This is a genomic window from Enterobacter cloacae complex sp. ESBL7 (genome assembly GCF_041679625.1).
GTDB classification, from domain to species: Bacteria; Pseudomonadota; Gammaproteobacteria; order Enterobacterales; family Enterobacteriaceae; genus Enterobacter; species Enterobacter asburiae_B.
This window is the reverse complement of the sequence record NZ_JBGORN010000001.1, coordinates 276,382-300,469: the sequence shown is the minus strand read 5'-3', so window position 1 is coordinate 300,469 and position 24,088 is coordinate 276,382. Positions and strand designations below refer to the sequence as shown.

28 protein-coding genes are annotated in these 24,088 nt (G+C 52.2%); 15 read left to right on the top strand and 13 right to left on the bottom strand.

Features of this window, described 5'->3' with window-relative positions; translation table 11 throughout:
* Nucleotides 1-5: 5 nt before the first annotated feature.
* Complete coding sequence (tssC, locus tag ACERY3_RS01485) at nucleotides 6-1,547, bottom strand: type VI secretion system contractile sheath large subunit (RefSeq protein WP_373224925.1); 1,542 nt, start codon at nucleotides 1,545-1,547, stop codon at nucleotides 6-8.
* Between the two features lie 29 nt (nucleotides 1,548-1,576).
* Entirely contained in the window at nucleotides 1,577-2,071 is a 495-nt protein-coding gene (gene tssB / locus ACERY3_RS01480) for a type VI secretion system contractile sheath small subunit (RefSeq protein ID WP_373224924.1), read from the bottom strand.
* Between the two features lie 458 nt (nucleotides 2,072-2,529).
* On the opposite strand from tssB, the gene ACERY3_RS01475 reads away from it, so the two are divergent.
* On the top strand, nucleotides 2,530-3,117 hold the full coding sequence (locus ACERY3_RS01475) for a histidine phosphatase family protein (protein ID WP_373224923.1): 588 nt from the start codon (nucleotides 2,530-2,532) through the stop codon (nucleotides 3,115-3,117).
* Between the two features lie 33 nt (nucleotides 3,118-3,150).
* On the opposite strand, the gene ACERY3_RS01470 is transcribed toward ACERY3_RS01475, so the two are convergent.
* The 4 genes from ACERY3_RS01470 to ACERY3_RS01455 all read right to left on the bottom strand — a co-directional run bounded on the left by ACERY3_RS01470 (nucleotide 3,151) and on the right by ACERY3_RS01455 (nucleotide 7,318).
* On the bottom strand, nucleotides 3,151-3,507 hold the full coding sequence (locus ACERY3_RS01470) for a YcgJ family protein (RefSeq protein WP_373224922.1): 357 nt from the start codon (nucleotides 3,505-3,507) through the stop codon (nucleotides 3,151-3,153).
* A gap of 142 nt (nucleotides 3,508-3,649) precedes the next feature.
* Nucleotides 3,650-4,072, bottom strand: coding sequence for a phosphate-starvation-inducible protein PsiE (psiE, locus tag ACERY3_RS01465; protein ID WP_373224921.1), 423 nt, complete (start codon nucleotides 4,070-4,072; stop codon nucleotides 3,650-3,652).
* Nucleotides 4,073-4,678: 606 nt separating this feature from the next.
* Nucleotides 4,679-5,611 (bottom strand): LysR family transcriptional regulator, encoded by a 933-nt coding sequence (locus ACERY3_RS01460; protein WP_373224920.1) that lies wholly within the window; start codon nucleotides 5,609-5,611, stop codon nucleotides 4,679-4,681.
* 126 nt (nucleotides 5,612-5,737) lie between these two features.
* Complete coding sequence (locus tag ACERY3_RS01455) at nucleotides 5,738-7,318, bottom strand: acyl CoA:acetate/3-ketoacid CoA transferase (protein WP_373224919.1); 1,581 nt, start codon at nucleotides 7,316-7,318, stop codon at nucleotides 5,738-5,740.
* Between the two features lie 348 nt (nucleotides 7,319-7,666).
* On the opposite strand from ACERY3_RS01455, the gene ACERY3_RS01450 reads away from it, so the two are divergent.
* The 5 genes from ACERY3_RS01450 to ACERY3_RS01430 all read left to right on the top strand — a co-directional run bounded on the left by ACERY3_RS01450 (nucleotide 7,667) and on the right by ACERY3_RS01430 (nucleotide 12,299).
* Nucleotides 7,667-8,083: a MaoC family dehydratase gene (locus ACERY3_RS01450; protein ID WP_373224918.1), complete on the top strand. Its 417-nt coding sequence runs from the start codon at nucleotides 7,667-7,669 to the stop codon at nucleotides 8,081-8,083.
* A gap of 98 nt (nucleotides 8,084-8,181) precedes the next feature.
* Nucleotides 8,182-9,375: an enoyl-ACP reductase FabV gene (fabV, locus tag ACERY3_RS01445; RefSeq protein ID WP_373224917.1), complete on the top strand. Its 1,194-nt coding sequence runs from the start codon at nucleotides 8,182-8,184 to the stop codon at nucleotides 9,373-9,375.
* Nucleotides 9,376-9,464: 89 nt separating this feature from the next.
* Nucleotides 9,465-10,202 carry an acetoacetate decarboxylase gene (locus tag ACERY3_RS01440; protein WP_373224916.1) on the top strand — a complete coding sequence of 246 codons (738 nt, stop codon included), beginning with the start codon at nucleotides 9,465-9,467 and terminating at the stop codon, nucleotides 10,200-10,202.
* Nucleotides 10,203-10,287: 85 nt separating this feature from the next.
* Nucleotides 10,288-11,064, top strand: a complete 777-nt coding sequence (locus ACERY3_RS01435; protein WP_373224915.1) for a 3-hydroxybutyrate dehydrogenase — start codon at nucleotides 10,288-10,290, stop codon at nucleotides 11,062-11,064.
* A 92-nt stretch (nucleotides 11,065-11,156) separates the two neighbouring features.
* Nucleotides 11,157-12,299: an alpha/beta hydrolase gene (locus tag ACERY3_RS01430; RefSeq protein ID WP_373224914.1), complete on the top strand. Its 1,143-nt coding sequence runs from the start codon at nucleotides 11,157-11,159 to the stop codon at nucleotides 12,297-12,299.
* Nucleotides 12,300-12,447: 148 nt separating this feature from the next.
* Here ACERY3_RS01430 and ACERY3_RS01425 read toward each other — a convergent pair whose 3' ends face one another.
* Nucleotides 12,448-13,074, bottom strand: a complete 627-nt coding sequence (locus tag ACERY3_RS01425; protein WP_373224913.1) for a hypothetical protein — start codon at nucleotides 13,072-13,074, stop codon at nucleotides 12,448-12,450.
* Nucleotides 13,075-13,698 (bottom strand): DUF2913 family protein, encoded by a 624-nt coding sequence (locus ACERY3_RS01420; protein ID WP_373224912.1) that lies wholly within the window; start codon nucleotides 13,696-13,698, stop codon nucleotides 13,075-13,077.
* Nucleotides 13,699-13,848: 150 nt separating this feature from the next.
* Here ACERY3_RS01420 and ACERY3_RS01415 point away from each other — a divergent pair, with 150 nt between their 5' ends.
* Nucleotides 13,849-14,010, top strand: coding sequence for a hypothetical protein (locus ACERY3_RS01415; RefSeq protein ID WP_373224911.1), 162 nt, complete (start codon nucleotides 13,849-13,851; stop codon nucleotides 14,008-14,010).
* 1,336 nt (nucleotides 14,011-15,346) lie between these two features.
* Here the strand turns inward: ACERY3_RS01415 and ACERY3_RS01410 are convergent.
* The 5 genes from ACERY3_RS01410 to ACERY3_RS01390 all read right to left on the bottom strand — a co-directional run bounded on the left by ACERY3_RS01410 (nucleotide 15,347) and on the right by ACERY3_RS01390 (nucleotide 18,065).
* Complete coding sequence (locus tag ACERY3_RS01410) at nucleotides 15,347-15,862, bottom strand: DUF3296 domain-containing protein (protein WP_373224910.1); 516 nt, start codon at nucleotides 15,860-15,862, stop codon at nucleotides 15,347-15,349.
* Nucleotides 15,863-15,966: 104 nt separating this feature from the next.
* Nucleotides 15,967-16,386 carry a putative zinc ribbon protein gene (locus tag ACERY3_RS01405; RefSeq protein WP_373224909.1) on the bottom strand — a complete coding sequence of 140 codons (420 nt, stop codon included), beginning with the start codon at nucleotides 16,384-16,386 and terminating at the stop codon, nucleotides 15,967-15,969.
* Nucleotides 16,374-16,796 (bottom strand): putative zinc ribbon protein, encoded by a 423-nt coding sequence (locus ACERY3_RS01400; protein ID WP_373225541.1) that lies wholly within the window; start codon nucleotides 16,794-16,796, stop codon nucleotides 16,374-16,376. Before ACERY3_RS01400 ends, ACERY3_RS01405 begins: the two co-directional genes overlap by 13 nt.
* Nucleotides 16,797-17,095: 299 nt before the next feature.
* Nucleotides 17,096-17,305: a helix-turn-helix transcriptional regulator gene (locus ACERY3_RS01395; RefSeq protein WP_373225540.1), complete on the bottom strand. Its 210-nt coding sequence runs from the start codon at nucleotides 17,303-17,305 to the stop codon at nucleotides 17,096-17,098.
* Nucleotides 17,306-17,435: 130 nt separating this feature from the next.
* Nucleotides 17,436-18,065 carry an inovirus Gp2 family protein gene (locus ACERY3_RS01390; RefSeq protein ID WP_373224908.1) on the bottom strand — a complete coding sequence of 210 codons (630 nt, stop codon included), beginning with the start codon at nucleotides 18,063-18,065 and terminating at the stop codon, nucleotides 17,436-17,438.
* Nucleotides 18,066-18,779: 714 nt separating this feature from the next.
* Between ACERY3_RS01390 and ACERY3_RS01385 the strand changes: the two genes are divergently transcribed.
* The 8 genes from ACERY3_RS01385 (at nucleotide 18,780) to ACERY3_RS01350 (ending at nucleotide 24,088) form a co-directional block, all read left to right on the top strand.
* Nucleotides 18,780-19,751: a hypothetical protein gene (locus ACERY3_RS01385; protein ID WP_373224907.1), complete on the top strand. Its 972-nt coding sequence runs from the start codon at nucleotides 18,780-18,782 to the stop codon at nucleotides 19,749-19,751.
* Nucleotides 19,752-19,876: 125 nt separating this feature from the next.
* Nucleotides 19,877-20,761: a GTPase family protein gene (locus ACERY3_RS01380; protein WP_373224906.1), complete on the top strand. Its 885-nt coding sequence runs from the start codon at nucleotides 19,877-19,879 to the stop codon at nucleotides 20,759-20,761.
* 440 nt (nucleotides 20,762-21,201) lie between these two features.
* Nucleotides 21,202-21,927 carry a helix-turn-helix transcriptional regulator gene (locus tag ACERY3_RS01375; protein WP_373224905.1) on the top strand — a complete coding sequence of 242 codons (726 nt, stop codon included), beginning with the start codon at nucleotides 21,202-21,204 and terminating at the stop codon, nucleotides 21,925-21,927.
* Nucleotides 21,928-21,930: 3 nt separating this feature from the next.
* Complete coding sequence (locus ACERY3_RS01370) at nucleotides 21,931-22,434, top strand: hypothetical protein (protein WP_373224904.1); 504 nt, start codon at nucleotides 21,931-21,933, stop codon at nucleotides 22,432-22,434.
* Nucleotides 22,435-22,487: 53 nt separating this feature from the next.
* Complete coding sequence (locus tag ACERY3_RS01365; protein ID WP_373224903.1) at nucleotides 22,488-22,754, top strand: hypothetical protein; 267 nt, start codon at nucleotides 22,488-22,490, stop codon at nucleotides 22,752-22,754.
* A 12-nt stretch (nucleotides 22,755-22,766) separates the two neighbouring features.
* Nucleotides 22,767-23,078: a hypothetical protein gene (locus tag ACERY3_RS01360; protein WP_373224902.1), complete on the top strand. Its 312-nt coding sequence runs from the start codon at nucleotides 22,767-22,769 to the stop codon at nucleotides 23,076-23,078.
* An 81-nt stretch (nucleotides 23,079-23,159) separates the two neighbouring features.
* The gene (locus ACERY3_RS01355; RefSeq protein WP_373224901.1) at nucleotides 23,160-23,516 is read left to right on the top strand and encodes a hypothetical protein; all 357 of its coding nucleotides are present in this window, start codon (nucleotides 23,160-23,162) and stop codon (nucleotides 23,514-23,516) included.
* Nucleotides 23,517-23,575: 59 nt separating this feature from the next.
* On the top strand, nucleotides 23,576-24,088 hold the full coding sequence (locus tag ACERY3_RS01350) for a DUF4234 domain-containing protein (RefSeq protein ID WP_373224900.1): 513 nt from the start codon (nucleotides 23,576-23,578) through the stop codon (nucleotides 24,086-24,088).

Below are 24,088 nucleotides of genomic sequence, written 5' to 3'. Positions count from 1 at the left end.
ACCCGCTATGCTTTGGCCTTCGGCATCTTGCTGACCAGAGAGAGATTGACATCCATCCCCTCCACCTGAAAATGCGGCACCGCAAAGAGTTTCACGCGGAAGAAGCCCGGGTTATCCTCAATGTCTTCCACGACGACCTTGCCTTCGCGCAGCGGGTGAGACGCCTGCAGGGCGTCGCCCGGATCGGTCATCTCAGTCACCAGGCCACTCAGCCAGCGGTTCAGCTCCTGCTCCAGCACGCGACGGTCTTTGGTGGTGCCGATGTTCTCGCGCTGAATCACCTTCAGGTAATGAGCAATACGCGACATCAGGAGGATATACGGCAGACGGGCGTTGATGCGGCTGTTGGCCGTGGCGTCCGGCGTGTCATACAGCGCCGGTTTCTGGGTCGAGTTGGCAGAAAAGAAACAGGAAAAATCTTTGTTTTTATAATAACTTAGAGGAATTAACCCCAGATTGGAAAAATCAAACTCGCGGGTCTCGGAGATCATGATTTCGGACGGGATTTTGACCTGGCTACCGGTACCGAGGTCGTACAGGTGGATAGGTAGATCTTCCACCGCGCCCCCGGCCTGCGGGCCACGGATCTGCACGCACCAGCCGTTGTTCGCAAAACTGCGGGCCATGTTGGCGGCGAAGGCGAAAGAGGCGTTAGTCCACAAATACTTGTCGTGATCCGGGCCTTTCACTTCTTCCACGTAGTTGAAGCTGCGCACCGGCACGGTGTCCGGGCCATACGGCAGGCGGCCCAGCACGCGAGGCATCGTCAGGCCTATGTAGCGCGAATCATCGCTTTCCCTGAAGCTCTTCCATTTGATATACTCCGCGCGATCGAAGAAATTGGTGATGTCCTTAATGGCCGCTACCTCTTCGATCGTGTTTTTCATGAAGAACTTCGGCCCCACCGAGCCAATGAACGGCATATGGGCGGCGGCAGACACTTTCGAGATGTTACGCAGCAGGGTTATATCCTGCGAAGAGGCATCAAATTCATAAGCAGAGATTAATGCTGCAATGGGCTCACCGCCCGGAGTATCGTACTCATTAACATATGTGTGCTGGTATAATCCACTCTGGATAATTTCCGGCGCGTCCTCAAAATCTTCCCTTAACGATTCTTTAGACAAATCAAGAAGCTCTACGCGAATATTTTTTCTGAAATCGACTTTATTGACCAGATGCTCCACGCCGCGCCAGAGGCTTTCCACCTTCTGAAACTCAGGATGGTGGAGGATTTTATCCAGATCCTGACTGAGCTGGCGATCCAGTTCGCCAATCATCTGATCCAGCAGGGCTTTATCCAGCTTATCAACTTTTTGCGTACCGGACTGGCGCAACTGCTCCAGAAAGATGCCCAGGGCAGCGGTCACGCGCTGATTCGCACCGGCTTCTGCCATATCGGCTTCATCCCGCCAGGCACGGATATCGCTGAGCCGGTCAACCGGGGACAGGTTAATTTTTTTGAGTAATGACGCGTAGACCCCGGCAGACGGTTCCTGCTCCAGGACTTCAGCCGTCGCGGCGGCGGTATTCTGTTCTGCTGACATGGTTTTTATCTCGTGCAAAATAGGGGGGATCAGATGTCCAGTGGTGCCAGGGCGGCAATTTCAGCGCGAAGCTCATCGCTCAGAGCGGGGTTGCGCAGGATTTCCAGCAACTCGCGGCGGAAGCTGACGTCATCTAACAGATTGGCCCGGAGGTCTTTCAACAGATTGCGCATCATTAACATCGCGTGCAGACGTGGCACCTGGCGGGCAACATGCTCCGGTGAAAAATCTTTCATGTGGCGAAACGTCAGATTAATTTTCTCTTCCGTTTCTTCATCACCGTCTGTATGCTTCACGTCAAAGCTTGTCGACGGCGCGAACTCTGCCAGCACCTGCTGCATGTTCAGCTTATTGATATTGACTTTATTCCTTTCTGAAAGCGGTGCCGTCTCCCGGCCATTACTGAAGTCTCCCGACACGACCATTTTCAAAGGGAGCTCAGATTTTTTTTGAGCCCCACCCGTGTGCAAATCCAGCTGAAGATTTATTCGGGCTTTAGGTATCTCAGACTGATACGAACTCATTATTTTGGTTTCCTTTGATAACCCATGACAGATGTAGGGCTGTTGGTTTTTCCTTGCTCATACTAGATCGATATGCTGTTCATGATCAATATGTGAGAATAATGATCTAGCAAAATGAAAACCAATGGTTGTTTATTTCATTTTGTAACGCCAACAAGGCAGCGAGATATGCTAAAGACAATGACATAAACAACCTTTTACCCTCCATAAATGAATACACACAAGTGAATGTGCTAACTAAATAAAATTCCGAAAAAAATAACAGCAACGATTCTTTAAAGAATTAAAAATGGTTAACGGGGAAACAAGTTGTTTCATAAACAAGGTTATTCAGTACTTGCAAAGCACGCCCGGCAACAATAATCAAAAATAAGCAGTATTCATTTATAAATTGTTTATATTGCTCATGCTAAAGGCTTATTACTGATAAATCATTATCTGCAACAAAGTGCGTTTTCATGAAAATTAAATATCCGCATCTGCCTTATATTTTTTGCTGTATGTTATTTCTGACGACCTTCATCGCGAGAGCAGAAACCACCGTCGTATTCCTGCGCCACGGTGAAAAACCGGAGGCCCCCACCGGCCAGCTGACCTGCAAAGGGTTTAATCGTGCGCTGGCGTTGCCATCAGTTCTGTTGACCCGTTTTGGAATGCCTGACGCTATCTATGCTTCTGCACCAAAGGAAAACAAAACCGGCAGTTCACTTCGTCCGCTGACCACCATTCTTCCCACTGCCATTCAGGCTGAACACCCGGTTGTGCTGAAATATCACGCCACGGAGACGGATGGGTTGGTCAGCGATCTTCTGTCCACCAGCAACAGACAACAGAGGGTGTTTGTCTCATGGGAACACAAAAACCTGGTGGTTGCAGCTAAAGCCCTGGTTAAACAGACCGGAGGCGATCCGCAACAAATTCCCGCGTGGCCGGGGCAGGATTTCGACAGCCTGTACATTGTCAGGCTTAACGATCGGGGCCAGTTTGAATCATTCAATAAAGAAACAGAGGGGCTGAACGGGGTAAGCGATCGCTGTCAGCAGTGAAAAAGACGAAGGGATCCTCAAGGTTCCCTTCACTCATTGGGCAAACAGCCACTGTGTCGTTTTGCTGTCGATCTTACCGGAAGGTTTTCCGTCAGCACCAAAATAGCGGTCCTTGCGGCAGACTTTCTCTTTGGTGTCGCAGTAAATGCCATTGGCAAACGTAAACGCCGTGCGGTCAAACTCGCCCTGGGCCGCCAGCTGCTTCCCTTTTTTCGCGCCCAGATATTTCGTCGTCAGCGCATCTGAAACACCCGCCGCGTCAGCACAAAAATACGCATCGCAGACAACGCCCGAGACGGGGTTTGTGAGCCTGCTATGATCTGCGGCCTTAGCCAGACTGCAGGCACTACCGACGATAAGGCATAACCCCAACAAAAACTTCTTCCGCATACGCATTTTCCTTATTTAAAAGCATGTACCCACTCTGGCAACGGCAGACTACGGGTGTCAGGTTTTCACGCAATTCGGTATGGTGTGCAAGCGATACCGTTCTCATCGCACCCTGCCACAACCTCATCACCGTCTGCTGTTATCATTCCCGCTTCAGTCGCGGTGAATTGCACAGCCATAACGTCATGACCATCACCAGTATCGCTCCGGCATACACCAGCACATCACGCGAAGACGGATGCTCAACAATAATCAGCCTGACGATAGCCGTGATGCCAATATAAATGATGTAACGCAGAGGGAAATGGTACCCTGCCTGAAAGTACTTCACGATAAGCGCGATAAACTCAAAATACAGAAAATACACCATCAGCCCGGCCACCAGGCTGTATTTGCTGTTATCCGCGTCAGGCTGAAACAACACCTCTGCCAGATGCAACGTTTCCTTTGCGAGGAACACAACCAGTATCAGTCCCAGCAACAACAGCGCGGCATTGAGTATCAGCTGAAGACATCTGGCTATCGTTGCCGGTACTGCATGAAAAATCTGTTCAGCAGGTAACATCCTTTCCTCCTTGCTCTGCCGCCGTACTGTCGAAACCCGATATCAGCACCACAGATAAGCGCACTGAACATCTTTCGCTCCGGCCGCACACAGGGCAATCCCCGGGACAGTACGCTTATCTGTGTGACGAAAACACGTTCGGCTGAGTGCGGAGTATGCAGGCGTCAGGGGATGTGACATCCGGGTCAGCATACCCGCACTCATGCGAATGGACTCTCCGGCCACTCCGGGTTAACCCTTCATCGCAGGCCGAAAAGCCAGAATGGACCGCCACCAGGCCTCAAAGGCCGCAGTTGCAACATCAGTGTCACCGGCTCTTTCCTGCTGAGCGAGTGGCGGTCTGTGTCTCCCTGACATGGAGGTGAATGCTACCTACGGGAGATTAACCCTACAATGACACAGCGTTAACATAATGCTTCAGCTGAATGCCAGATGTTAAAAAAGCGCAGCATTTTACGACAGTCAATCTGAACAACGCAGGCTCCGGGACGGGAAGTCAGTTCAACCCTACAGAGCCTGAAGTCATTCGAATCATTCTTACGGGGTTCTTTTCGCCAGACATCGATGGCAGGACGCTCCCTGAAAAGGTAAACTCTGGAAAGAGATTCAGCGTGATGACAAGTTAAAAAGCCCAGCCATGCTTCCGGGCTGGCGACAGTAGTTTTCAAGGTATTCCTTAAAGTGCATCACACGCCTGGGCATAAATTCGTATTTCCGGTAGTACAGGCAGATATCAAAGGTACTCGCAATATAGTCAGGCAGGAGCTCCACCAGAGATCCTTTCTCAATATCAGGCTGAACCAGCTGGCGCGGCAGACAGGCGATCCCTGCATGATTCAGCGCCATCGTTCGAAGAACTTCTGAATCATCACACTGTACGGTGTCCGGGATCTTAAAAAAATCGTGTTTATCTCCCCGCCGAAATTCCCAGCGGTCGCCGCCAACCAGGCTGGACGCAAACAGGCAGTTATGACGGGCGAGATCATCCGGCGTATTCACTTCACCACGGTCAGCAAGATAGTGTTGTGTGGCGATCACCACCAGGGGTTCACTGTACAGCCTCAGGCTGGTATCACCAGACGGTATGCCGGGTTTGCCGATATGACTCGCAATTGCCCTGACAGAAAAATCATATTCATCAACCACATCGGCCTGAAAGGGATTAATGACCACCTTAAAACGTGTCCCGGGGTGCGTCTGCAGGTATGCCGCAATAATGTGTGGCAGGACGTTGCGGGCAAACAATGGCGTCGATGATATTTTAATCTGGCCGCAAAGATCCTCTTCTCTCCCCCTGATTTCTTCAATGGCGATATCTGCCTCCTTCAGAACAGGCAAAAACCGTTCATACAGTGACATTCCGGCCTCCGAGGCGACCACTTTTCGGGTGGTCCGGTGCAGGAGCGTCATACCCAGCTGTGATTCCAGTTCGGCTATCCAGCGGCTGCCGGCTGACACGGAGATCCTGTGCTCAGAGGATGCCCTCCCCACCGAGCCCAGACGAACGACAGAGCAAAAAAATTCGATTTTATCCAGCATGGACTGATACCTGTTATTTCAGTCTGGCAGCGCAGTGACTGACAGACCGAAGCAAAGTGGGGGATTAAGGCCGGTTGTTCAACAGGACGTACTGCTATGGTACGGGCGTGCGTATTATAAACACCATCAGCACTTTGTTTCAGAAGGTGACTGTAATGTCAGTAACATCGGACCGTCCTGGAATATTGCTGCGTCCATGATTTTCAGCGACGGGCTGACAACCGGGGTGAAGTCCATCTTTTCCAGAATATCGCGATGTAAATCCACCCCCGGAGCCATTTCAGTCAGCTCCAGTCCCTCTGCGGTCAGGCGGAAGACGGCACGCTCCGTAATATACAAAACGGTTTTACCGGATGCGACGGCCATCTTCCCCGAAAACGTGATTTGCTGTACCTCACGGATGAATTTACGGATGGTGCCGTCGCTGACAATGTTCAGTTTGCCGCCTTCGATCCGGATGTCGGATTTCCCGGCCATAAACGTCCCGCAAAAATACACTTCGCGGGTGTTCTGTGTGATGTCGATAAACCCTCCACAGCCGGCAATTTTTGGACCAAAACGGGAGACATTCAGGTTCCCCTGCCTGTCGCATTCGGCCAGTCCCAGAAAAGCCTGGTCCAGACCACCGCCATCGTAAAAATCAAACTGCTGATCCTGGGTGATAATCGCTTCCGGCATGGAGGACGCGCCGAAACTCAATCCACCGGCCGGGGTCCCGCCAATGGCACCAGGCTCCACGGTCAGCAGCAGGCGGTCAGACAATCCCTCTTCGCGGGCAACGGCGGCAATCACTTCCGGGACGCCAATCCCCAGATTTAACACCGCGCCTTCTCTCAGCGCCATCGCTGCCCGTCGCGCAATGATTTTCTTCGCATCCATTCTGACCGGCGTGGCAGATGACATGTCTTCCCGCCCCTGGCTGCTGTACCGGTCATTCTGAATTTCAGCAAAGGTCTGCATATGGTCGTGTAAATCATCGACCAGCACGATATCGTCAACGTAAATCCCCGGGATGCGGACATCATGGGGTTTTAACGTCCCGGCAGGCACCCGACGTTTAACCTGAACAATCACCCTGCCTCCGTTATTTTTCACCAGTTGGGCAATCGCCAGGTTGTCCAGCAGCAGACACTCATCTTCCATCGTGATGTTACCGTGCTCATCGGCCGTTGTGCCGCGCAGGAGAGCGATGTCGCCTGGGATTTTTTTATAAAAAAGACACTCTTCGCCACCAATGTTAACCACCTCCACCCACTCCTCCGTGGTCAGCGCATTGATTTTTCCGCCCTCCAGGCGGGGGTCAACAAAGGTACCCAGTCCGACATGACTTATCGTGCCGGGTTTGCCGGAGGCGGAGTCACGCATCAACTGGGCAATGACCCCCTGAGGCAGATTGTACCCTTTGATTTTGCCTTCCATCGCCAGGTGCTGGAGCTTCGGGCTCAGGCCCCAGTGACCGGCAATCACAAAAGACACCAGCCCCTCCTGTGCCATATGGTTAACGCTTTTGTCACCCCCATCGCCCTGACCGGCCGTGAAATAAATGGACAGGTTTCGCGGGTGACCTTCCCGCTGAAAACGTCTGCCGATTTCTCTTTCTATTGCCTCAGGTACAGCCGCTCCGATAAACCCGCCCAGGATAACATGGTCATTATCCCGGATACGGCATGCTGCCTCTTCGGCGGAAATAAAGTTTACTCGTTTCATCACTTAACTCATCTGTAATGTTAGCTGGCAGAAAAGAACGTCATGACGGCACAATAAAATCCTCATGAAAAAATAAAAATCAGTTTCGGAGAAAAACAGTTTTTCAGAAATGAAACAATACAAAGCATTCAACCGATACATAAAACCTCTTCACTCCGGCATCATTTCATAAATGAAAAACACTTTTTCGCGGAAAGTATTTTATTCATCTTACAACGGGCGATATATTCCACAGCAGATTAACGGTGACAGCACACCGGATTAATACAGCGCGTATTTTATTGCACAAATCAGTGAGCAGGAAATACGGATAACAGCAACCCGAACCACTAACTCAGGAGGGCATAAATGTCCTTTACCATAGACCAGCTGACGGTGGGTCAGACCGCGTCATTTCGCAAAACCATCACGGAAACGGATGTCATCAATTTTGCCTCTGCCAGTGGTGACATGAACCCGGTGCATATCGATAAACTCGCCGGGAAGGCGAGTATTTTCGGCGACCGTGTTGCCCACGGCCTTCTGGTCAGCGGCCTGATATCCACGGTGCTGGGTACCCGCTTACCCGGAAACGGGACGATTTACCTCGGGCAGGAAATGAAGTTCACCCGCCCGACCTATATTGGCGACACCATTACGGCAACGGTTGAAGTGGAAAATATTGACCACGAGAAAAAACGTATCCGGCTTAAGACCACCTGCACCAATCAGGACGGGGTGGTGGTGATTACCGGTACTGCGACCGCCATGCCACCGAAAGCATGACGGAATAAAGGTGTATGTAGTTTCATTCTGTTCGAAATATGCCATGGGCAAAGCCCCAATAACGTATTCTTCGACGTAATTAATATAAGGCGAAAATAATGATTATCGAACCGGTAATTAAAGGCAGCGTTGCCCGTAACTGCCATCCTGATGGCATCAGGACTGCGGTGCAGCAGCAAATTAATTATATCAAAAACGTTCCTCCGGTTAAGGGACCGAAAAAAGTCCTGGTGATTGGCGCGTCTTCCGGATACGGTCTGGCGTCCCGTATTGCCCTGACCTTTGGCTGTGGCGCAGACACCATTGGTATCGCCTTTGAAAAGGGACCGAATGAGAAAGGCCAGGGTACCGCAGGCTGGTATAACCTGATTGCTTTCCGGGAGGCCGCAGAAAAAGAAGGGCTGACCGCCCGTAACTTCATCGGGGATGCCTTCAGTGATGAGATGCGCCGTCAGGTCACGGACTACATTATCAGTGAGTTCGGGGGGCAGATTGACCTGGTGGTGTATTCACTGGCGTCCGGTATTCGTACCGCCCCGGACGGCGTGACGTACCGTTCCACGCTGGGCGTCCGTGATGTTCCGTTCAGCGGTGAAGCGTTTGACCTTGAACATCAGACGCTGACCCGACAGACGCTGGAGCCGGTATCCGACCAGCAGTTGCAGGACACCGTCAAAGTGATGGGTGGAGAGGACTGGCAGTTATGGATTGACTGGCTGAGTCAGGCTGGTGTACTGGCGAACGGTTTCAGAACCGTGGCCTACTCCTATATCGGTCCGGAATCCACCTGGCCGCTGTATAAGGATGGTGCCCTGGGGGCGGCCAAAACACACCTGCATCATACTGCTGATGTGCTGAATGACCAGCTCAGGGGCACCGGCGGGCAGGCACATATTGCCGTCTGCAAGGCCGTGGTCACCAAAGCCAGTGCTTTTATCCCTGTATTCCCGCTCTACATCGCCCTGCTGTACCGGGTCATGAAAGAAAAGCATCTTCATGAAACCTGCATCGAACAGATGTATCGCCTGCTGGCTGACAGGCTGTATCCCACCCACGGGGAGACCCCTGTTGACGACCAGCGTCTTATCCGTCTTGACGACCGGGAACTGCGTCCCGACGTACAGGCTGAGGTTGACGCGCTACGCAGACAGGTTAACGCCGATAATTTCATGACAGTCAGCGACTTTGCCGGCTATCTGCGGGAATTCCATGCCCTGAATGGCTTCGGGCTCCCCGGGGTGAATTATCTGGCAGACGTTGACCTGAAAGCTCTGGTCACGATGAAACCGTAATCCTCACCACTTTATTCCGGCAGCGTACGACCACTTTTCCGGGCAGGTCCAGGAAAAATCACCGGAGGCTGACGGTAACCAGGACTGACATGAAGATTGATACTGTACGTCAGCAGGCCTATACCATGCCGCTGACCAGCCCGGCTTTCAGCCGGGGTCCTTTCCGGTTTTATAACCGGGAATATCTGGTACTGAGCTACCGGACCGATATGGAGGCACTGCGGGCGGTAGTGCCTGAGCCTCTGGAAATCACGGAGCCGGTAGTCAAATACGAGTTTATCCGCATGCCGGATTCAACGGGGTTTGGCAATTACACCGAGAGCGGACAGGTCATACCCGTCAGCCTCCATGGCGTGCAGGGGAATTATACCCACGCCATGTATCTGGATGACCATGCCCCGATTGCCGGCGGGCGTGAACTGTGGGGTTTTCCCAAGAAATACGCTCACCCGCACATGGAGGTGTTTCAGGACACGCTGGTCGGGACGCTGGATTATGGCCCGGTACGAATTGCCACCGGCACCATGGGCTACAAATACCAGGAAATCGAGCAGGCGTCGCTGCTGGAAAGTCTTAAGCAACCCAATTTCCTGCTGAAAATCATTCCGCACGTGGACGGCAGCCCCCGGATTTGTGAGCTAGTTCAGCATCACCTGAGCGACATCCGCCTGCAGGGGGCCTGGACAGGCCCCGGGTCGCTGGAGCTGCATCCCCATGCTCTGGCACCGGTGGCCCGGTTACCCGTCCTGGAATTACTGTCTGCCAGCCACTACATCGCTGACCTGACCCTGACTCACGGACGGGTCGTTTATGACTACCTCACCTGAGGGCAAAGTCGCTCTAAATATTCCGGACACGATACGGAGCACAACCTGCAACCGAACAGTCCGAAAACCAGAAGGAAAAATGTATATGTCGCTTAAGAATAAAGTTGCACTGATTACCGGCTCCGGCAGCGGTCTGGGGAAAAGCATTGCACTGCAGTATGCCCGTGAAGGTGCCAGGGTGGTGATTTCGGACCTGTCACCTGAAGCCGTCATCCGCACCGTGGAGGAGATACGGGCGCTGGGCGGTGAGGCGTTTGGCGTCACCATGGATGTTTCGAATGAGTCTGAGGTCAACGACGGCGTGAAAAGCGCGGCGGACCATTTCGGCACCATCGATATTCTCATCAGTAACGCCGGGATCCAGATTGTGCGGCCGGTGGAGGAATTCCCCCTGGCAGAATGGAAAAAAATGCTGGCAGTTCATCTGGACGGTGCCTTCCTGACCACCCGCGCCTGCCTGAAATACATGTATGCGCAGAAACGTGGCTGCATCATCTATATGGGGTCTGCACACGCGAAAACGGCGTCTAAGCTGAAAGCCCCTTATGTCACCGCCAAACACGGACTGCTGGGATTATGCCGCGTGGTGGCAAAAGAAGGAGCGTCTCAGGGCGTAAGAGCCAACATGATTTGCCCGGGCTACGTTCGCACGCCTCTGGTTGATAAACAAATCCCGCAACAGGCTGAAGAACTGGGGATTTCAGAGGATGAGGTCATCAGAATGATGCTGGCTGAAACTGTGGACGGCGAATTTACCACGGAGAAGGATATTGCTGATGTGGCGGTCTTTCTGGGGGATTTTGAGACGAATGCCCTGACCGGACAGTCCCTGCTGGTCAGCCACGGTTGGATGATGGAATAAATACGCAGCGTGTCTTCCCTGAGGACACGCTCTCCCCCGGGGATCGGCTCCATACCTTAGCCTCAACACAACCAGCATCACGGAGATAACGCATGAAACAGAATACCGGTAAAAAAACACCCGGGTCAGTCAAACGGGCGCTCTGTCACCTGCCCTGTAGTCTGGCGCTGAGCGTCAGTTTGCTTTGCGGGACAACCCAGGCCAGCCCTTTACAAATGCAACAGACGCAATATGCACAACACTGGCAGGCTAAAAACGGCCCACTGACGGCCGCACCGCCTCCGGCGCTGGGTACCTTCCTGGCACAGCACGCCACCTCGCCGGGCACACCGTATGACACCCTGAGTGCCCGTGAAGGGCTGGAGGCCCTGACCCGGCAGTACACCACCCCGCCGCAGGATGCGCTGTCGGTGGTGAATATCGATGTGGACGCGCACGGACGACGTATCCCGGTGCGGATTTACCACAGTAACTCCCCCCGTTCATCCTCAGCCACCGGCACGAAAAAATCTGCCGCCCCCGGCGTGCTGTTCTTCATTCACGGCGGCGGTCACCTGAGCGGGTCTGTGGAAGTCTATGACCCGGTGGCCCGTCATCTGGCAGTGAGTACCGGCGACACCGTGATAGCGGTGGACTACCGCCGTGCGCCGGAAAACCCGTTCCCGGCAGGGCTTGAGGATGCACGGGCTGTGCTGCTGCAGGCGTACCCTCTGCTGGACCGTCAGCATATCCCATATACACGGCAACTGACGCTTGCCGGAGACAGCGGCGGCGGTGCCTTCAGTGCCACCCTGACGGCAGAAATGCAGTCCACCCACCCGGACCTGATCAACCGTCTGGTGCTGATTTACCCGAGCCTGGATTACACCCTGAGCTGGCCATCCGTGAAGGAGAACGGGACCGGGAAACTGCTCGATGAGGCTAAAGTACGCTGGTACTTTGACCAGTATTTTCAGCATGACGAGGACCGCCGTGCTCACTCCCCGCTGACCATGCCGGTGACAAAAGCCTGGCCGCCGGTGCTGCTGTTCAGCGGCGGTCTTGACCCGCTGCGCGATGAAGATTTTGCGTTTGTGGCACGTCTGAAGGCCGCGGGTATCCCGGTCCGCCATGTACACTTTCCGGATGTGGTGCATGCGTACCTGATGCTGGAGAACCTGGTGCCGGAAGAGGCGAAAGCCACCTATAAGGCCATCGGCGCATTTGTAAACGACGCGAAGGACAGCCGGACGTAATATCACGCCCCGTTCGCATCCCATGCGTATTACCATGGGCGGAAGACGCTTAAGTATTGAGCGTTTCCCGCCCGGACAATGCGCACATTCCACCCGCTGATAATTTCGCCTTTCCACGGAGCTCTTCGCCCGGGCAACTTGTGCGCATTTAATCAATAAACGCCAGCAGTACCGCTTTCAGTTTACTATCCAATGGAAAATTGACCCGCCATTTAACATCCGCTATCGAAAAATCGAGAGCGGGATCGTCCAGCATTTCTGTTATACGTTGCTTCAGATACTCAGGCCTGTTGTTTGCGTTTCTGAGTATGATCCGAAACAACATCGCATAGAGATCACAATGCCATGACCAGCCATCACCCACGCCAGTCACATCCTGCAAACGCGACTGATCATCAATAAGTCGCAGAATAAACTGTTCAGCCAAATCAAGATGTTCCTGGCTCACATTATCTAATGGCGCAAGAACAGCAACGGATAATTCGTGTAACCATCGTTCGGCTTCTTGCTCACGCCGGAAATGCTGCGTTTCCCGGGTTCTTTTATCGTACTCACCGGTAACCAGCGGAAGGATTTTATCCGGTGCCGTCAGCCATTTATTTTTCAACAACACACCCGCTGTTGGATGACAACAGGCAAGTTCGGCAACCATCTCAAGCAGTGCGCCCCGATGACTCTGATTTAACATTTCACGATGCTCACTCGTAAATGCCTGCTCATCGAACAGGCACTGCCATACTATCGGCGTTCCGTCAGGCATTTTCTCCATGGTCATTTACCCTGCTGGCGGTACCAGCGTCAACAAACACCCGCCAGCGCGTTGCTTACCCAGCGCATAACGCAGCTCCCGCGCATCAAAAGCCTCGCCAACAACACGCACCTCTCCGGCAACGACAAACTCAACCGGCGCAGTCTGCTGCCCCTGTTCGTTAAAATGGCACTGCAGTTCGGACTTCCTGACCAGTAATGCAGAGGTATTCGCATATTCGGTATACAGAATTTCGGGAACCCACTCTTCGTCCGCCACCACCGCGTTCACCCAGCCCTGCGAACGCAGGTGTTCAATCGCATGGGTCAGACGAAACAAATCCGACTGCTGCGAAACAGGCTCCGTGCAGGAGTGCCAGAGGTATTGCAGCCGCTGCTGTAAATCCGCAGCAGGACCTTTCTGGCGCCCCAGACGCAACAGGCTGTCGATGTCGGGCGCAACGGAGCGGGGAAACCGGCGTTGTTTCTGTGCATCCGCCAGCCAGCGGACCAGAAAAGTGTGAATGGTCAGCGGTGAACGTGCCTGGCCGTCCTGCTGAGCCAGCCGTAATCCCACCAGCGCACACCAGGCAAAATGCGCCAGGTCAGCCAGTGATTCTTCGGGAAGTAATGTCGTCTGTCCGTTTTTCATAACGCCCGGAGTATAAACGAAGGGCTGTGGTGCAGAAAAGCCCGCAACCCCGCACGCAAAAAATCCCCGCCTCGGGGGGGCGCTGACAGGGGGCGGGGTAATGCGCAAATTGCCGATGGAAGCTTATCTGCCTCTAAATCAGGACAGAGTATGGCAGCAGCTGTTAAACCAGATATCAATCATCCGGTAGTGGTCATCTGCTCGCTGCAATCCCGTATCGCCATATTCCCAGGCCACACCAGGGGGACGCCTTCGTTTTACCAGCACGACATCTCCACGCAAATGTTATTTCATGGTTTACCGGCGGTTTAACACGCCTGGTTACACTTCAACCGGCAATATCTACGCTCTTTGAACCGTCTTCCTGTGCTGTTTCGTTGATGGCAGCATTCTGGTTCAGTGGAGGCTCCCCTGCGATACGCCATATATCGCTGTTCCTGCCTTAATCGGGTGTGCCTCCTTCTTTTCTCCTGAGGATAAACTTACCCAATACAAACTACGGTACTGACTGGACATTGCGCCATTATGAGCACCAGTACTCAGGGACCGGACTGCGCCCTCTGATCACACCGTTAATTATCGATTTATCTTTTCAGCGTACTATGCAGCCTGACTGAAACCGGTCAGTTGGAATTATTTTTCAACCAGCATCAGACAACATCGCTGAACCAGGGAATGAATATATGCCAGAATCTGAAAAGAAGACCGCTCCCGAAAAACACCGTCGACAGAAGCACAGCGTTTTACCCGTAGCCATACTGAGAAAAATACGAGAACGCCAGCAGTCTCATCGTCATCTGACAGATGAAACCCGCAAATAATGATTAGGGTCATGCAGAACAACAGGAAGGTTGAGGCCCCGGGGATGGCCTGCAGTGTCGATGCCAGTGGTGTTTTTACTGGCCCCCCGGCTCCCGCTTAATCCTGTTGTTCTTTTGCACACATCACAGACTGCCGTTTCATACTGTCGTTGAATGACGTGCATATGGAATACCGGCTGACCCCACAGGAGGAATACCGTGCTGATATCTGTTCTCGTCGCCGTGGTCTTTGCTGTTGTTGTCCTCAGCATCGCTGCAGCCCTGCTCATTCACGCTGGTGAATCTCACTGACCACGCAAGGGCGAGCCAGACACGACAAAAAAATCCCCATATTACGCACGGGCATGAGGCGGGGTTAACAGAAACGATGTCGTTCTTGATCTCGCGAATTGTGGTTATCGGGATCGCAGCTTTACCTTATACCGCGACTCGTAAAACCAGCGTTAAATATTGCTGACTTTTCAATGACCTGCTGCAGCAATATTCCCCTGTTCGCGCCAGGCATGTGGGTTCACTATCACTCCTGGCGATAATGTCATCCCTGGCAGATGTACAACTGTACTGAATGCGTCTCCCACTCTGGACAAACATGGACTGACCAAATCGCGACCGGAGAGAGATGCCAGACCATGACCGATTCAGACATCACCCTGCAACGGAAGCAGCGGAACTGCATATTCGCACGGTGATCGATCGCCAGTTCGCACCGTAGTCGATCATGATTTCGCGAATCGCTGATCGACGTTCCATGCGAAAACATGATCGAACAGAGCGGAATACGCAGCGGAACGATGCCGGAAACGCCCCCGGCCAGTTTCATACAGCATTCACGCACTGATAACGCACGTTCGCGCCGTGGTCAATGGAGCCCTCATTTCCTGTACTTTCGCCTTCAGCTGGTTAAATGACGCAGCGAAAGCGTCCCGGCCAGTGCGACTGATAACGAGCGGCATGACAGTCGTTACGCCAGCGCAGGCAGTGCCGGTGACCGTTTGCCAGGCGTCAGAGAGGATGGTGTTTAGTGCCCGTAGCGCACTGTCGGTCAGCTGCGGGTTTCTCACTGTACCCAGCGTATCAAGATTGAGCAGCAGGACCATTTTGCATTCCGGCGCGCTGGTTGAAGCCCATAACCAGCGTAACAGCGTCGGTGGTGAGCTCAGGCGTGCCTGCTGACGTTGCCACGAGTATTCGCTAATCCGCTGCCAGACTTCGGTATGAAAACGCAAAATCAATGACCGGTAATCCGCCATCGTTTCGTGATGCGGTAAGACCAGCGTAAAGCTGAACGATGCCAGACGTGGGTAATGGTCAACGGCCTGTTGCAGAAACGCTTGTGTATTCACTACATCTGCAGCGACTGTGTCGGTGTGATGACTATTCATGGGGTATCTCTTTTGTTGATTCAGGTTACACAGTAAGCATCTGATACAGAAGGTGGGGACAGGGCTTATCCGGGGAGCGTGTTGCAGCAGTAATTCCGCTGCCAGTTTGCCTCTTCGATGCTGTAAATACCGGTCAGACACCGGGGACAATGCTTCACGCCCTGATAATGCTCGCCACACCACACACAGTACCAGGCAAGCGACATCACTGGCGCCTCCAGCCCGCCGATGATACGGCGCAGTCTGTTGTGCCGGGCTTCGGCTTTGACTTCCGGGTCGAGATGGGCGCAGGTCATCAGCACGTGCCGGGCCACACTCTGCTGGTCATGCTCAAACCACGGGTCTTCGTGCATACTGGCATGCAGTATCAGCCGGCAGCCACAGGACGCGCAGCTCCATATCTGCCCCGGCGCACTCATCGCCTCACCGGCTGTCGCGTAGTGGCCTTCACGGTCATTCGCCAGGTAACACTTCAGCATGCGCATAACGACACCTCCGTTAACCGGCTGGCCGCATCAGCGGGCGCATCACTGTGTTCACCCGTCCGGCAGACGAGGCAGTAACGTTCACCGTGGTAATCACTGCTGCAGCCGTAACAGTGCCAGTCGGCGCAGAAAACCAGGGGGCGGGCTTCCGGTACATACCATTGCAGTTGCCGGATAATGCGGGTTTCTTTCAGTTCAGGATTAACATACGGGCAGTGCTGTCGCCCGTTCTCCGTCAGCGCGCCGGACCGGTGTTCAAACCACGGGCGTTCCGTGTCGTATTCCGGATGGTACTGCAGGGCACGACCACACAGATGGCAGCTGTAGCGGTCATACGGCGCGGTCTGCGCAGTACGGGCACCGGTAAGACGGCCGTTGCCGTCCAGAGCCATAAAGGATTTTGCGTACATCGTATTCATAATATTTGCGCCTTACCGCCAGACGACACGCAGGCATCAGCCGTCCCGGTACAGGCAGCGTGGCAGGGTGCGAATGGCGGTGGAGTTATACGTTAGCGGGTCGGTACGGCTGGTAGCTGGTGCAGGAATACAGAAAGGTTACGGTTGCGCCGGTGCGCCGGAGGGACGAAAACACACGGGACAGGGTTTGATACCACAGTACCGTCGCTGGCAACGGGGACACGTCCAGCGTGGGGGTATTTTCCATGGCTGAGTACGGCGTCTTTTTTCCATTCAGCTGCCTCCTCTGCTCAGGCACCACGGGAATCAGCAATGCGCTGTCGCATCCAGGATTCCACTTCGCTTCTGCGCCAGCGGGAACTGCGCCCCAGCTTGATGGGTTTCGGGAACTGACCATCCTGGATTAATTTGTAAAACCACTTATCACTCAGTCCCGAAAATTCTGTAATGAATGCCATATCAACAAGTTTGTCGTTCAGCAGGTCAGCAGTGATATCCATCTTTGTCATAACAATCTCGCTTTGTCTCAGGGGAATGAAAGACAGGAGCACCAGGGATGATTGAGTTATCTTTACTCTGGCACTCCGCCATAACATTCCTCTCGCCAGTAGAAAAATACTGATGACCTAATCAGAACTGACTGCAGCCAAAGTTACGCTGGCTATCTGAATTATCTTTGCTGAACTCCTTAGCCAGATAATTGACCCTGTTCGTAATGTCAGAATGCTGCTCGGTAAAATTCTCGCTATTCCTGCTCAAGTGGTAATAGCAGTTTTTCGGAAACTCTGTCAGCGCATAATATTGCGTATGGTTTTCCACCGAATGAAGCCCCAGAGCCCGTACCCAGGCCTCCATAATCATCACGGCCAGATTGTGAGTATAATTGCCATCGGTGCTCGTATAGCTTCCTGGATAGGCATAAGCTTCACGATTAAACAATAAAGCCACGTGATAATGCTTTTTACCGTACTCATTAAATTCCCTTGCCCAGATATGACGAACACGACAAGGGTGAACACGTTTACCTGCATGATATTTTTTCAGTAAGTCAGCTTCAATCTGAGCTTTAAGGGAAACAACGAAACGGGTGATCAGTCCTGAGTCGGACTTATATGAGCCTGTTTCAATCTCAGGTAAGCGAAGATCTACCCTCAGGACCATAACGCGGGGATAATTATTCAGGGCTTTAGTGATAGTATCCTGAATGCGTTTAACATAGCTCTGGTTCAATATTCCGTAACTGCTGGTATTAATGCTCATGAGGGAATTACCTTGTGTTAGTGAGTTTGTTCAATAGAATACTCACAAGCAGTAATAAATTACTTTCCACCCTGCCGACAGGGTACGAATGTGTGTTATTGATGCGACATCAGGTGTAAGTTAGTATATTGGTCATATTTATTGAGTTAGTGTACCATCTGATATTGCATGTATAACCATTACTCAATCTGATACGCTTACCAATATAACCACGCAAACACTAATAAGTGCATCTATATAAATATATTACCAACCCGACAAACCCAATAATTAATGAATGGTAACTGCAATAAAAGAAAGAAAACACAAAAAACATCTTTAGCATTCAAATTAAATGATAATTTCACTCTCAAGTTAGCACTTAATTTCTGTTAGAAAACTATCTTCGCTCCTTCTTTCCAGGGCCCCAGATAATGTAATCATTATTGATTAACATTCGAACCCATCAGCCTTCCCTGATTCACCTTTGAACGAAATTCCATACCAGGCGGCCGATGACTAATTAGCGCAAGTCCCCTCCGACTCCAGGGGTCAGACAGTGCTGTAAAGCAACATTCGCTACACTACGTAAAAACTACGAATTACCACGAAATCATTACGTAAAACAACTTGATTATCACAAAACAAAAAAAACACTACTCATTAGCATCAAAAACACTACATAATGACACGTACAAAATGAACATTTATTGAGCTTTATAAGTGAGGATGGTTATGACCGACAGCACCCGTCTTATTATCAGGACGAATGACGTACGCTCCTGTCGTTTTTATTTCCACTACATACAAGTAAATATCCCTTCCGCCAGTAATCTTGTATTCGATGTGAATAATCCGGATACAGCACTCTCATGTCGTATCATCAACGATGCGCTTGAAGCTTACTTCCCGGACAAATCAGTAAGACTGGGGTTTATTCGGGGAATGGAGCTTAATCTGAGCACAACGATTATCGCTGAAAAAAACTTTGATTGGTTCAAGGACGATACGCGGGCAACATATTGGCTATGGGGCTCCTTGTTACTGGACAGGCGATGTAATCAGGGTATTAATGATGCACTGGGTTTACACAGCAATGCATGGTATAAAGAGCTGAATATGCCTGAATCTCCCGCAAGTCATTCAGATCGTTTTAACTGTATTGTTATGTTTATTGACAGATTATGTCTGCAAACCAGAAGAACTCCTGCCCTGCGGATATGGCTTTCAAAAACACTAAATTTCTGGCGGGAACATGCGACCAGACTGACTCGGTTCAAATGGCTTCAAAATGAAGGTAATGACATTGCTGTATGGGCTTATCATGCGATGCTTAAATATCAGCAGAATCACAAATCTGCCGATAACGATCCCCTTAACCCTGTGGTCATACCTCACCCAGTTAACGCTGAGGAAGCATTACATTCTTTTTACGCACTTCTTGATTTGTGGGAAATTGATAATGAAACCCAAAAAAACACCATTACTAAAATAAACAAAGCTTACTATCAAAGAACATTCAGGAAAAAACAGGCTGTAATGAAAGGGCGAGAAGAAATCAGCGATGAGCACAGTAAAAAATTATCATTCCTTGCTAGCCATTACCATTCCGACAAAATATCCGTTCTGGAAATGTTAATTGAAGACAGAATGAGAGGTATTGAAATAGCTACAAACGCACGACAGTTAAGACCACGACGTCCCTGAATACAAATCCACAACCATAATTATCATTGCTATTTTAACTTAGAAATAGTTACAGACCTATATTACCAGTGTGAGAACGGCAGCAGAAATGCTGCCGTTTTGTTATTTCTCTCACGGAGGTTAATGTGTCCGATAAAACCGAACAGGGCCTTGATGCCCTGAAGCAACAGCTGTCTCTCCTGCCCGAAACACTCTCCCGCACAATACTGAACCGCATCCGCCAGCACATCCATTACGAACCAGTAATTGGCATTATGGGTAAAACAGGAAGTGGCAAAAGTTCGCTCTGTAACGCGCTCTTTCAGCAGCCCCTCAGCCCGGTCAGCGATGTGCAGGGCTGTACCCGTGAACCGCTTCGCTTCTCTCTCGATGTGGGCGGGCGCCGCATGACGCTGGTCGATTTGCCCGGTGCAGGCGAATCTCTGGACTATGACCGTGAATACCGGCAACTGTATAAAGAGCAGCTACCGGCGCTGGATCTTATTCTCTGGGTGATGAAAGCGGATGACCGGGCCTGTGCGACCGATGAAGCGTTTCACCGGTTCCTGCTCAAATGCGGTGTCTCGCCGGGCAGCATTGTCTTCGTCATCAACCAGGCCGACAAGGCGGAACCCTCGCTGGAATGGGACAGGGAAGCATGCCAGCCCTCCACCGGCCAGTTGCTGACGCTGACCGCCCGAAGCGCAGCTATCTCACGGCAGTTCTCCTGTCCTTATCCGGTACATGCGGTGTCGGCAAAAACCGGCTACAACCTGGCCCGCCTGGTTGAAACCATGATATTTGCCCTGCCCCCGGAGGCCAGCAGCGGCGTGTTCCGTCAGGTCAGGGAAGAGCACCGGACTGCGGAGGCAGAGAGTACCGCCCGACAGGATTTTGGCGATCTGCTGGGTGAGCTGTTCGGCCGGATAGTGGATGCCATTCCGCTGCCCAGGCCGGTCCGGGAAGCGCTGGGCACGATCCGCGACGGGATTGTGAATGCCGCTTCTGCGCTGTGGCACTTACTTTTTTGAGGAGGTAGAAAATGATATTCAGGAAGCTGACATGTCCCCTGTTACGCATGCTGCTGCGCTATATCCGAAGACAGACAGTAACCCGGATCCTGGATTACTGCCGGCGCGCAGGTTGGCCGAAGAAAGAGATCCACAGCATGCGCTGGGCTCTCATCGTTCTGTTTCGCCGTTTACTGAGCGAGCGATTTATACAACGCCATACTGCATCCTCCTTCCGCCCTGGCAACGCCTCCTGCTGACCTGATTCATGACAGGGTATGACCACATGCAGCTCACCAGATGAACAATGTGGAATTATCAGCGTAAATTCAGTCAGTTACCTTGGTAAAAATATTTCATCTTTTCTGCCGCGCGCTCTCATCGCTGGTCATACCCTGTCCACCATGTCCTGCATAATAACCGCATGACTTATCTCAGTATTTTCCATTCACGGAGGGCATATGCGCACCACGGACCCTGCGCATCGACACGACAAACTGGCACTCAGGCTATCAGTCATTATCAGCCGGCTTCTTGCTGGTGAAATCCTTTCACTGAAAGCGTTGTCCGGTGAATTTAGCGTATCTGAGCGCACCCTGCGCCGGGATTTCTCTCAGCGTCTGCTGCATCTGGATCTCACTGGCGATAACGGCTGCTGGCGTTTACGGACGAACCCAATGCGCGATCATACTCCAGGTGCGCTGGCGTTTGCCCGCAACACCGGAATAGCCCGCCTCATTCCCTCACAGAGCCGTCATCTGATGCAGCTGTTGATGGATGAAAACGGCACATCGCCGTGTCTGATAGGACATGTACATCAGCCTGCGGGGATCCTCCCGGACTGCTTTCAGCGGCTTGCTGAAGGGATTTACCACCACCGGATGGTCAGCCTGCTGGTTAAGGGTATTCGTCACGACCACCTTGAACCCTACCGGCTGATTTTCTCGTATGCGTGCTGGTATCTGGTGGCCAGCCAGTATGGTGCGATACGGGTATTCAGAATTGAGGAAGTGACGTCCGTTTCCCTGTCTGAACGCTCTTTCCACCGACGCAGTGAGACCAGCGCACTCATTGTGGATGCGAATTTCATCAATGCTCTTCCACATTTTCACTTTATCAGCAACGTCATTCACACCTTCCGGGAGCTTTCTCCCGAACCTCAGACCAGACCAAAAGGAGTTAAGTAAGACATGAAACACAGTACAGCCCTGCTGCTGAGCGCAGGAATGATGCTGGCATCGCTGTCGGCCGTAAATGCCGCTACGCCCGATGCTCTTATACAGGCACATGACCAGCGCTGCGGAAAGCCCGTCTTCTATGCGCAGACTGCTAACCACAAAAAGGAGGTTGAGATTTGCATCATCACGCCGTCGGTATCGTATTCATTCGGCAGGACCGGCGCAGAACATAAGGAAATGGACATAACCGTACCAGCAAACACCACCACGTACGCATACCAGAACAATCAGGTAATCAGTCTGCAGGAATTCACCGTCAGGAACGGCGACACCTCATACCTGGTATCTGCCGGGACAAACGATGAAGGCACACCGTTCGCGTCCCTGGACGTTTATCAGGGAACACCTGAGGCGGGTAAGCATCTGGCGGAAATCCAGCTCGATCCGGATACGGTGGTGAACAACATCAGCCGTGCACTTGAACAGGAAGGCGTGGCGCAATCGAACAGCCTCTGAGCAGAAATCTCTTACGTATGGATATTCACACAATGATAAACAGGCAATTAAAAATGACGATGGCTTCACAGGGCGCATTACTGGCCGTCACTCTGCTGACCGCGCTGGCCCTGAGTGGCTGTGGTGACAAGAACGAACGAGAGTTTATCCGGGGCTGCAAATCAGGCGGCGGTACTACCGCCGTCTGCGGATGTATCTGGGATGACCTCAAAACGAAATATATGCACGGGGAGCTGGAGAAAATGAACCGGCAGTACGGTTATGTTCCGCCGCGCTTCATGGACAACATGCTGAGTGCTGCTAAGCAGTGCAGAAAATAAGGAAATCTGAACATGCCTCTTGTCATTAAATATTTCGCGATTGCCTTCGCCATCGCGCTTGTGGTCGTGCTGTTTAACGTGTTCGGGAGTACCGGTGAGATACGCAGTTTTGGTCAGGGAATGGGGTATCTGTTCTGGATGACGCTTGGGCCCGGAGCCGGTATGACGGTCGGTGCTGCTCTTCGACAATGGCTGATGCCGGACAGCGTCTATACCACTGGCGGAATGGGCGGTCTGTTAAAAGCCCGACTGTTCTGGCTTGCTGGTCCTCAGTGTATCGGCTGGCTGGCCGGTCTGATGACGGTGAGTAAACAGTTGATGTAGTGCCTTATGCGAATAAATCCACCCAAATACCATATAAGAATGGAAATAACTTTAAATATCTTTCATAAAGGAAAGCCCCTCATGTTTAAACATGTACTGACCGCCGCACTGCTCATTATCAGCGCCTCAGCACTGGCTGACACTGCACCCCTGTCCGTAAATTCACAGGGAACGTATCTGATTAATAATCCGAATCTCCCCGTCTGGCAGCTCACCCTGACCAGCCTGGAAAACGACATCACCATTAAGTCACTCACGCTTAACCGGGGCAACTGCCTGATATCCATCGCGGGGCGGGGAAGAAACATGAACAAACGCCTGGAGTACGGTCAGACATTCTCATTCACCACACCGAGTAACAGCGGTTTCACGAAATGTCGCCCTCTGGAGCTCACAGTCCAGACCAGCAAGGGTCCATACACCTATAACTGGCACTAATGTCTGCCGCTCCGTCTGCAAAAAGTGCATAAGCAACGATAAAATAAGGAAATTACGCCATGAACGACATCACCACCCTCAGCCAGCGGCTGGCAACCCCCACCCTGAATTGCGTACTGCTCACCGTCGCTACCTGCGGCGTCTGGCCGCTGCTCTGGTTGTATAAAAAGCAGGACCTCATCAGCGACACCACCGGCATGCGTGTGTGTGGCAACCTCTTTATCATCTGGCTCGCCGTCTGCTTCGGGCTCAGCCGCCAGCTCAGTGTACTGGCCTCGCCGGACCAGGCAGGCTACAACACGGGCAGCGACACGTTGCTGGTACTGAGCAGCATTCTGTCGTTAGCCACCGGCATGATGTACATCGTCTGGGCCTTTAAGGCCCGCACCGCCCTGCGCCACTATGCGCTGAACACCTTCCGCTTTGACCTGAAAATGAACGCATTTTACACCGTGCTGTTCAACGTCTTTTACATCATCTGGTGCATCAACGACATGCCCCAGGCACTCGCAAAGCACCGGATTATTCATGGTCAGGCCACCGTGCAACCAGACTCTTCGTCACCGCAGTAA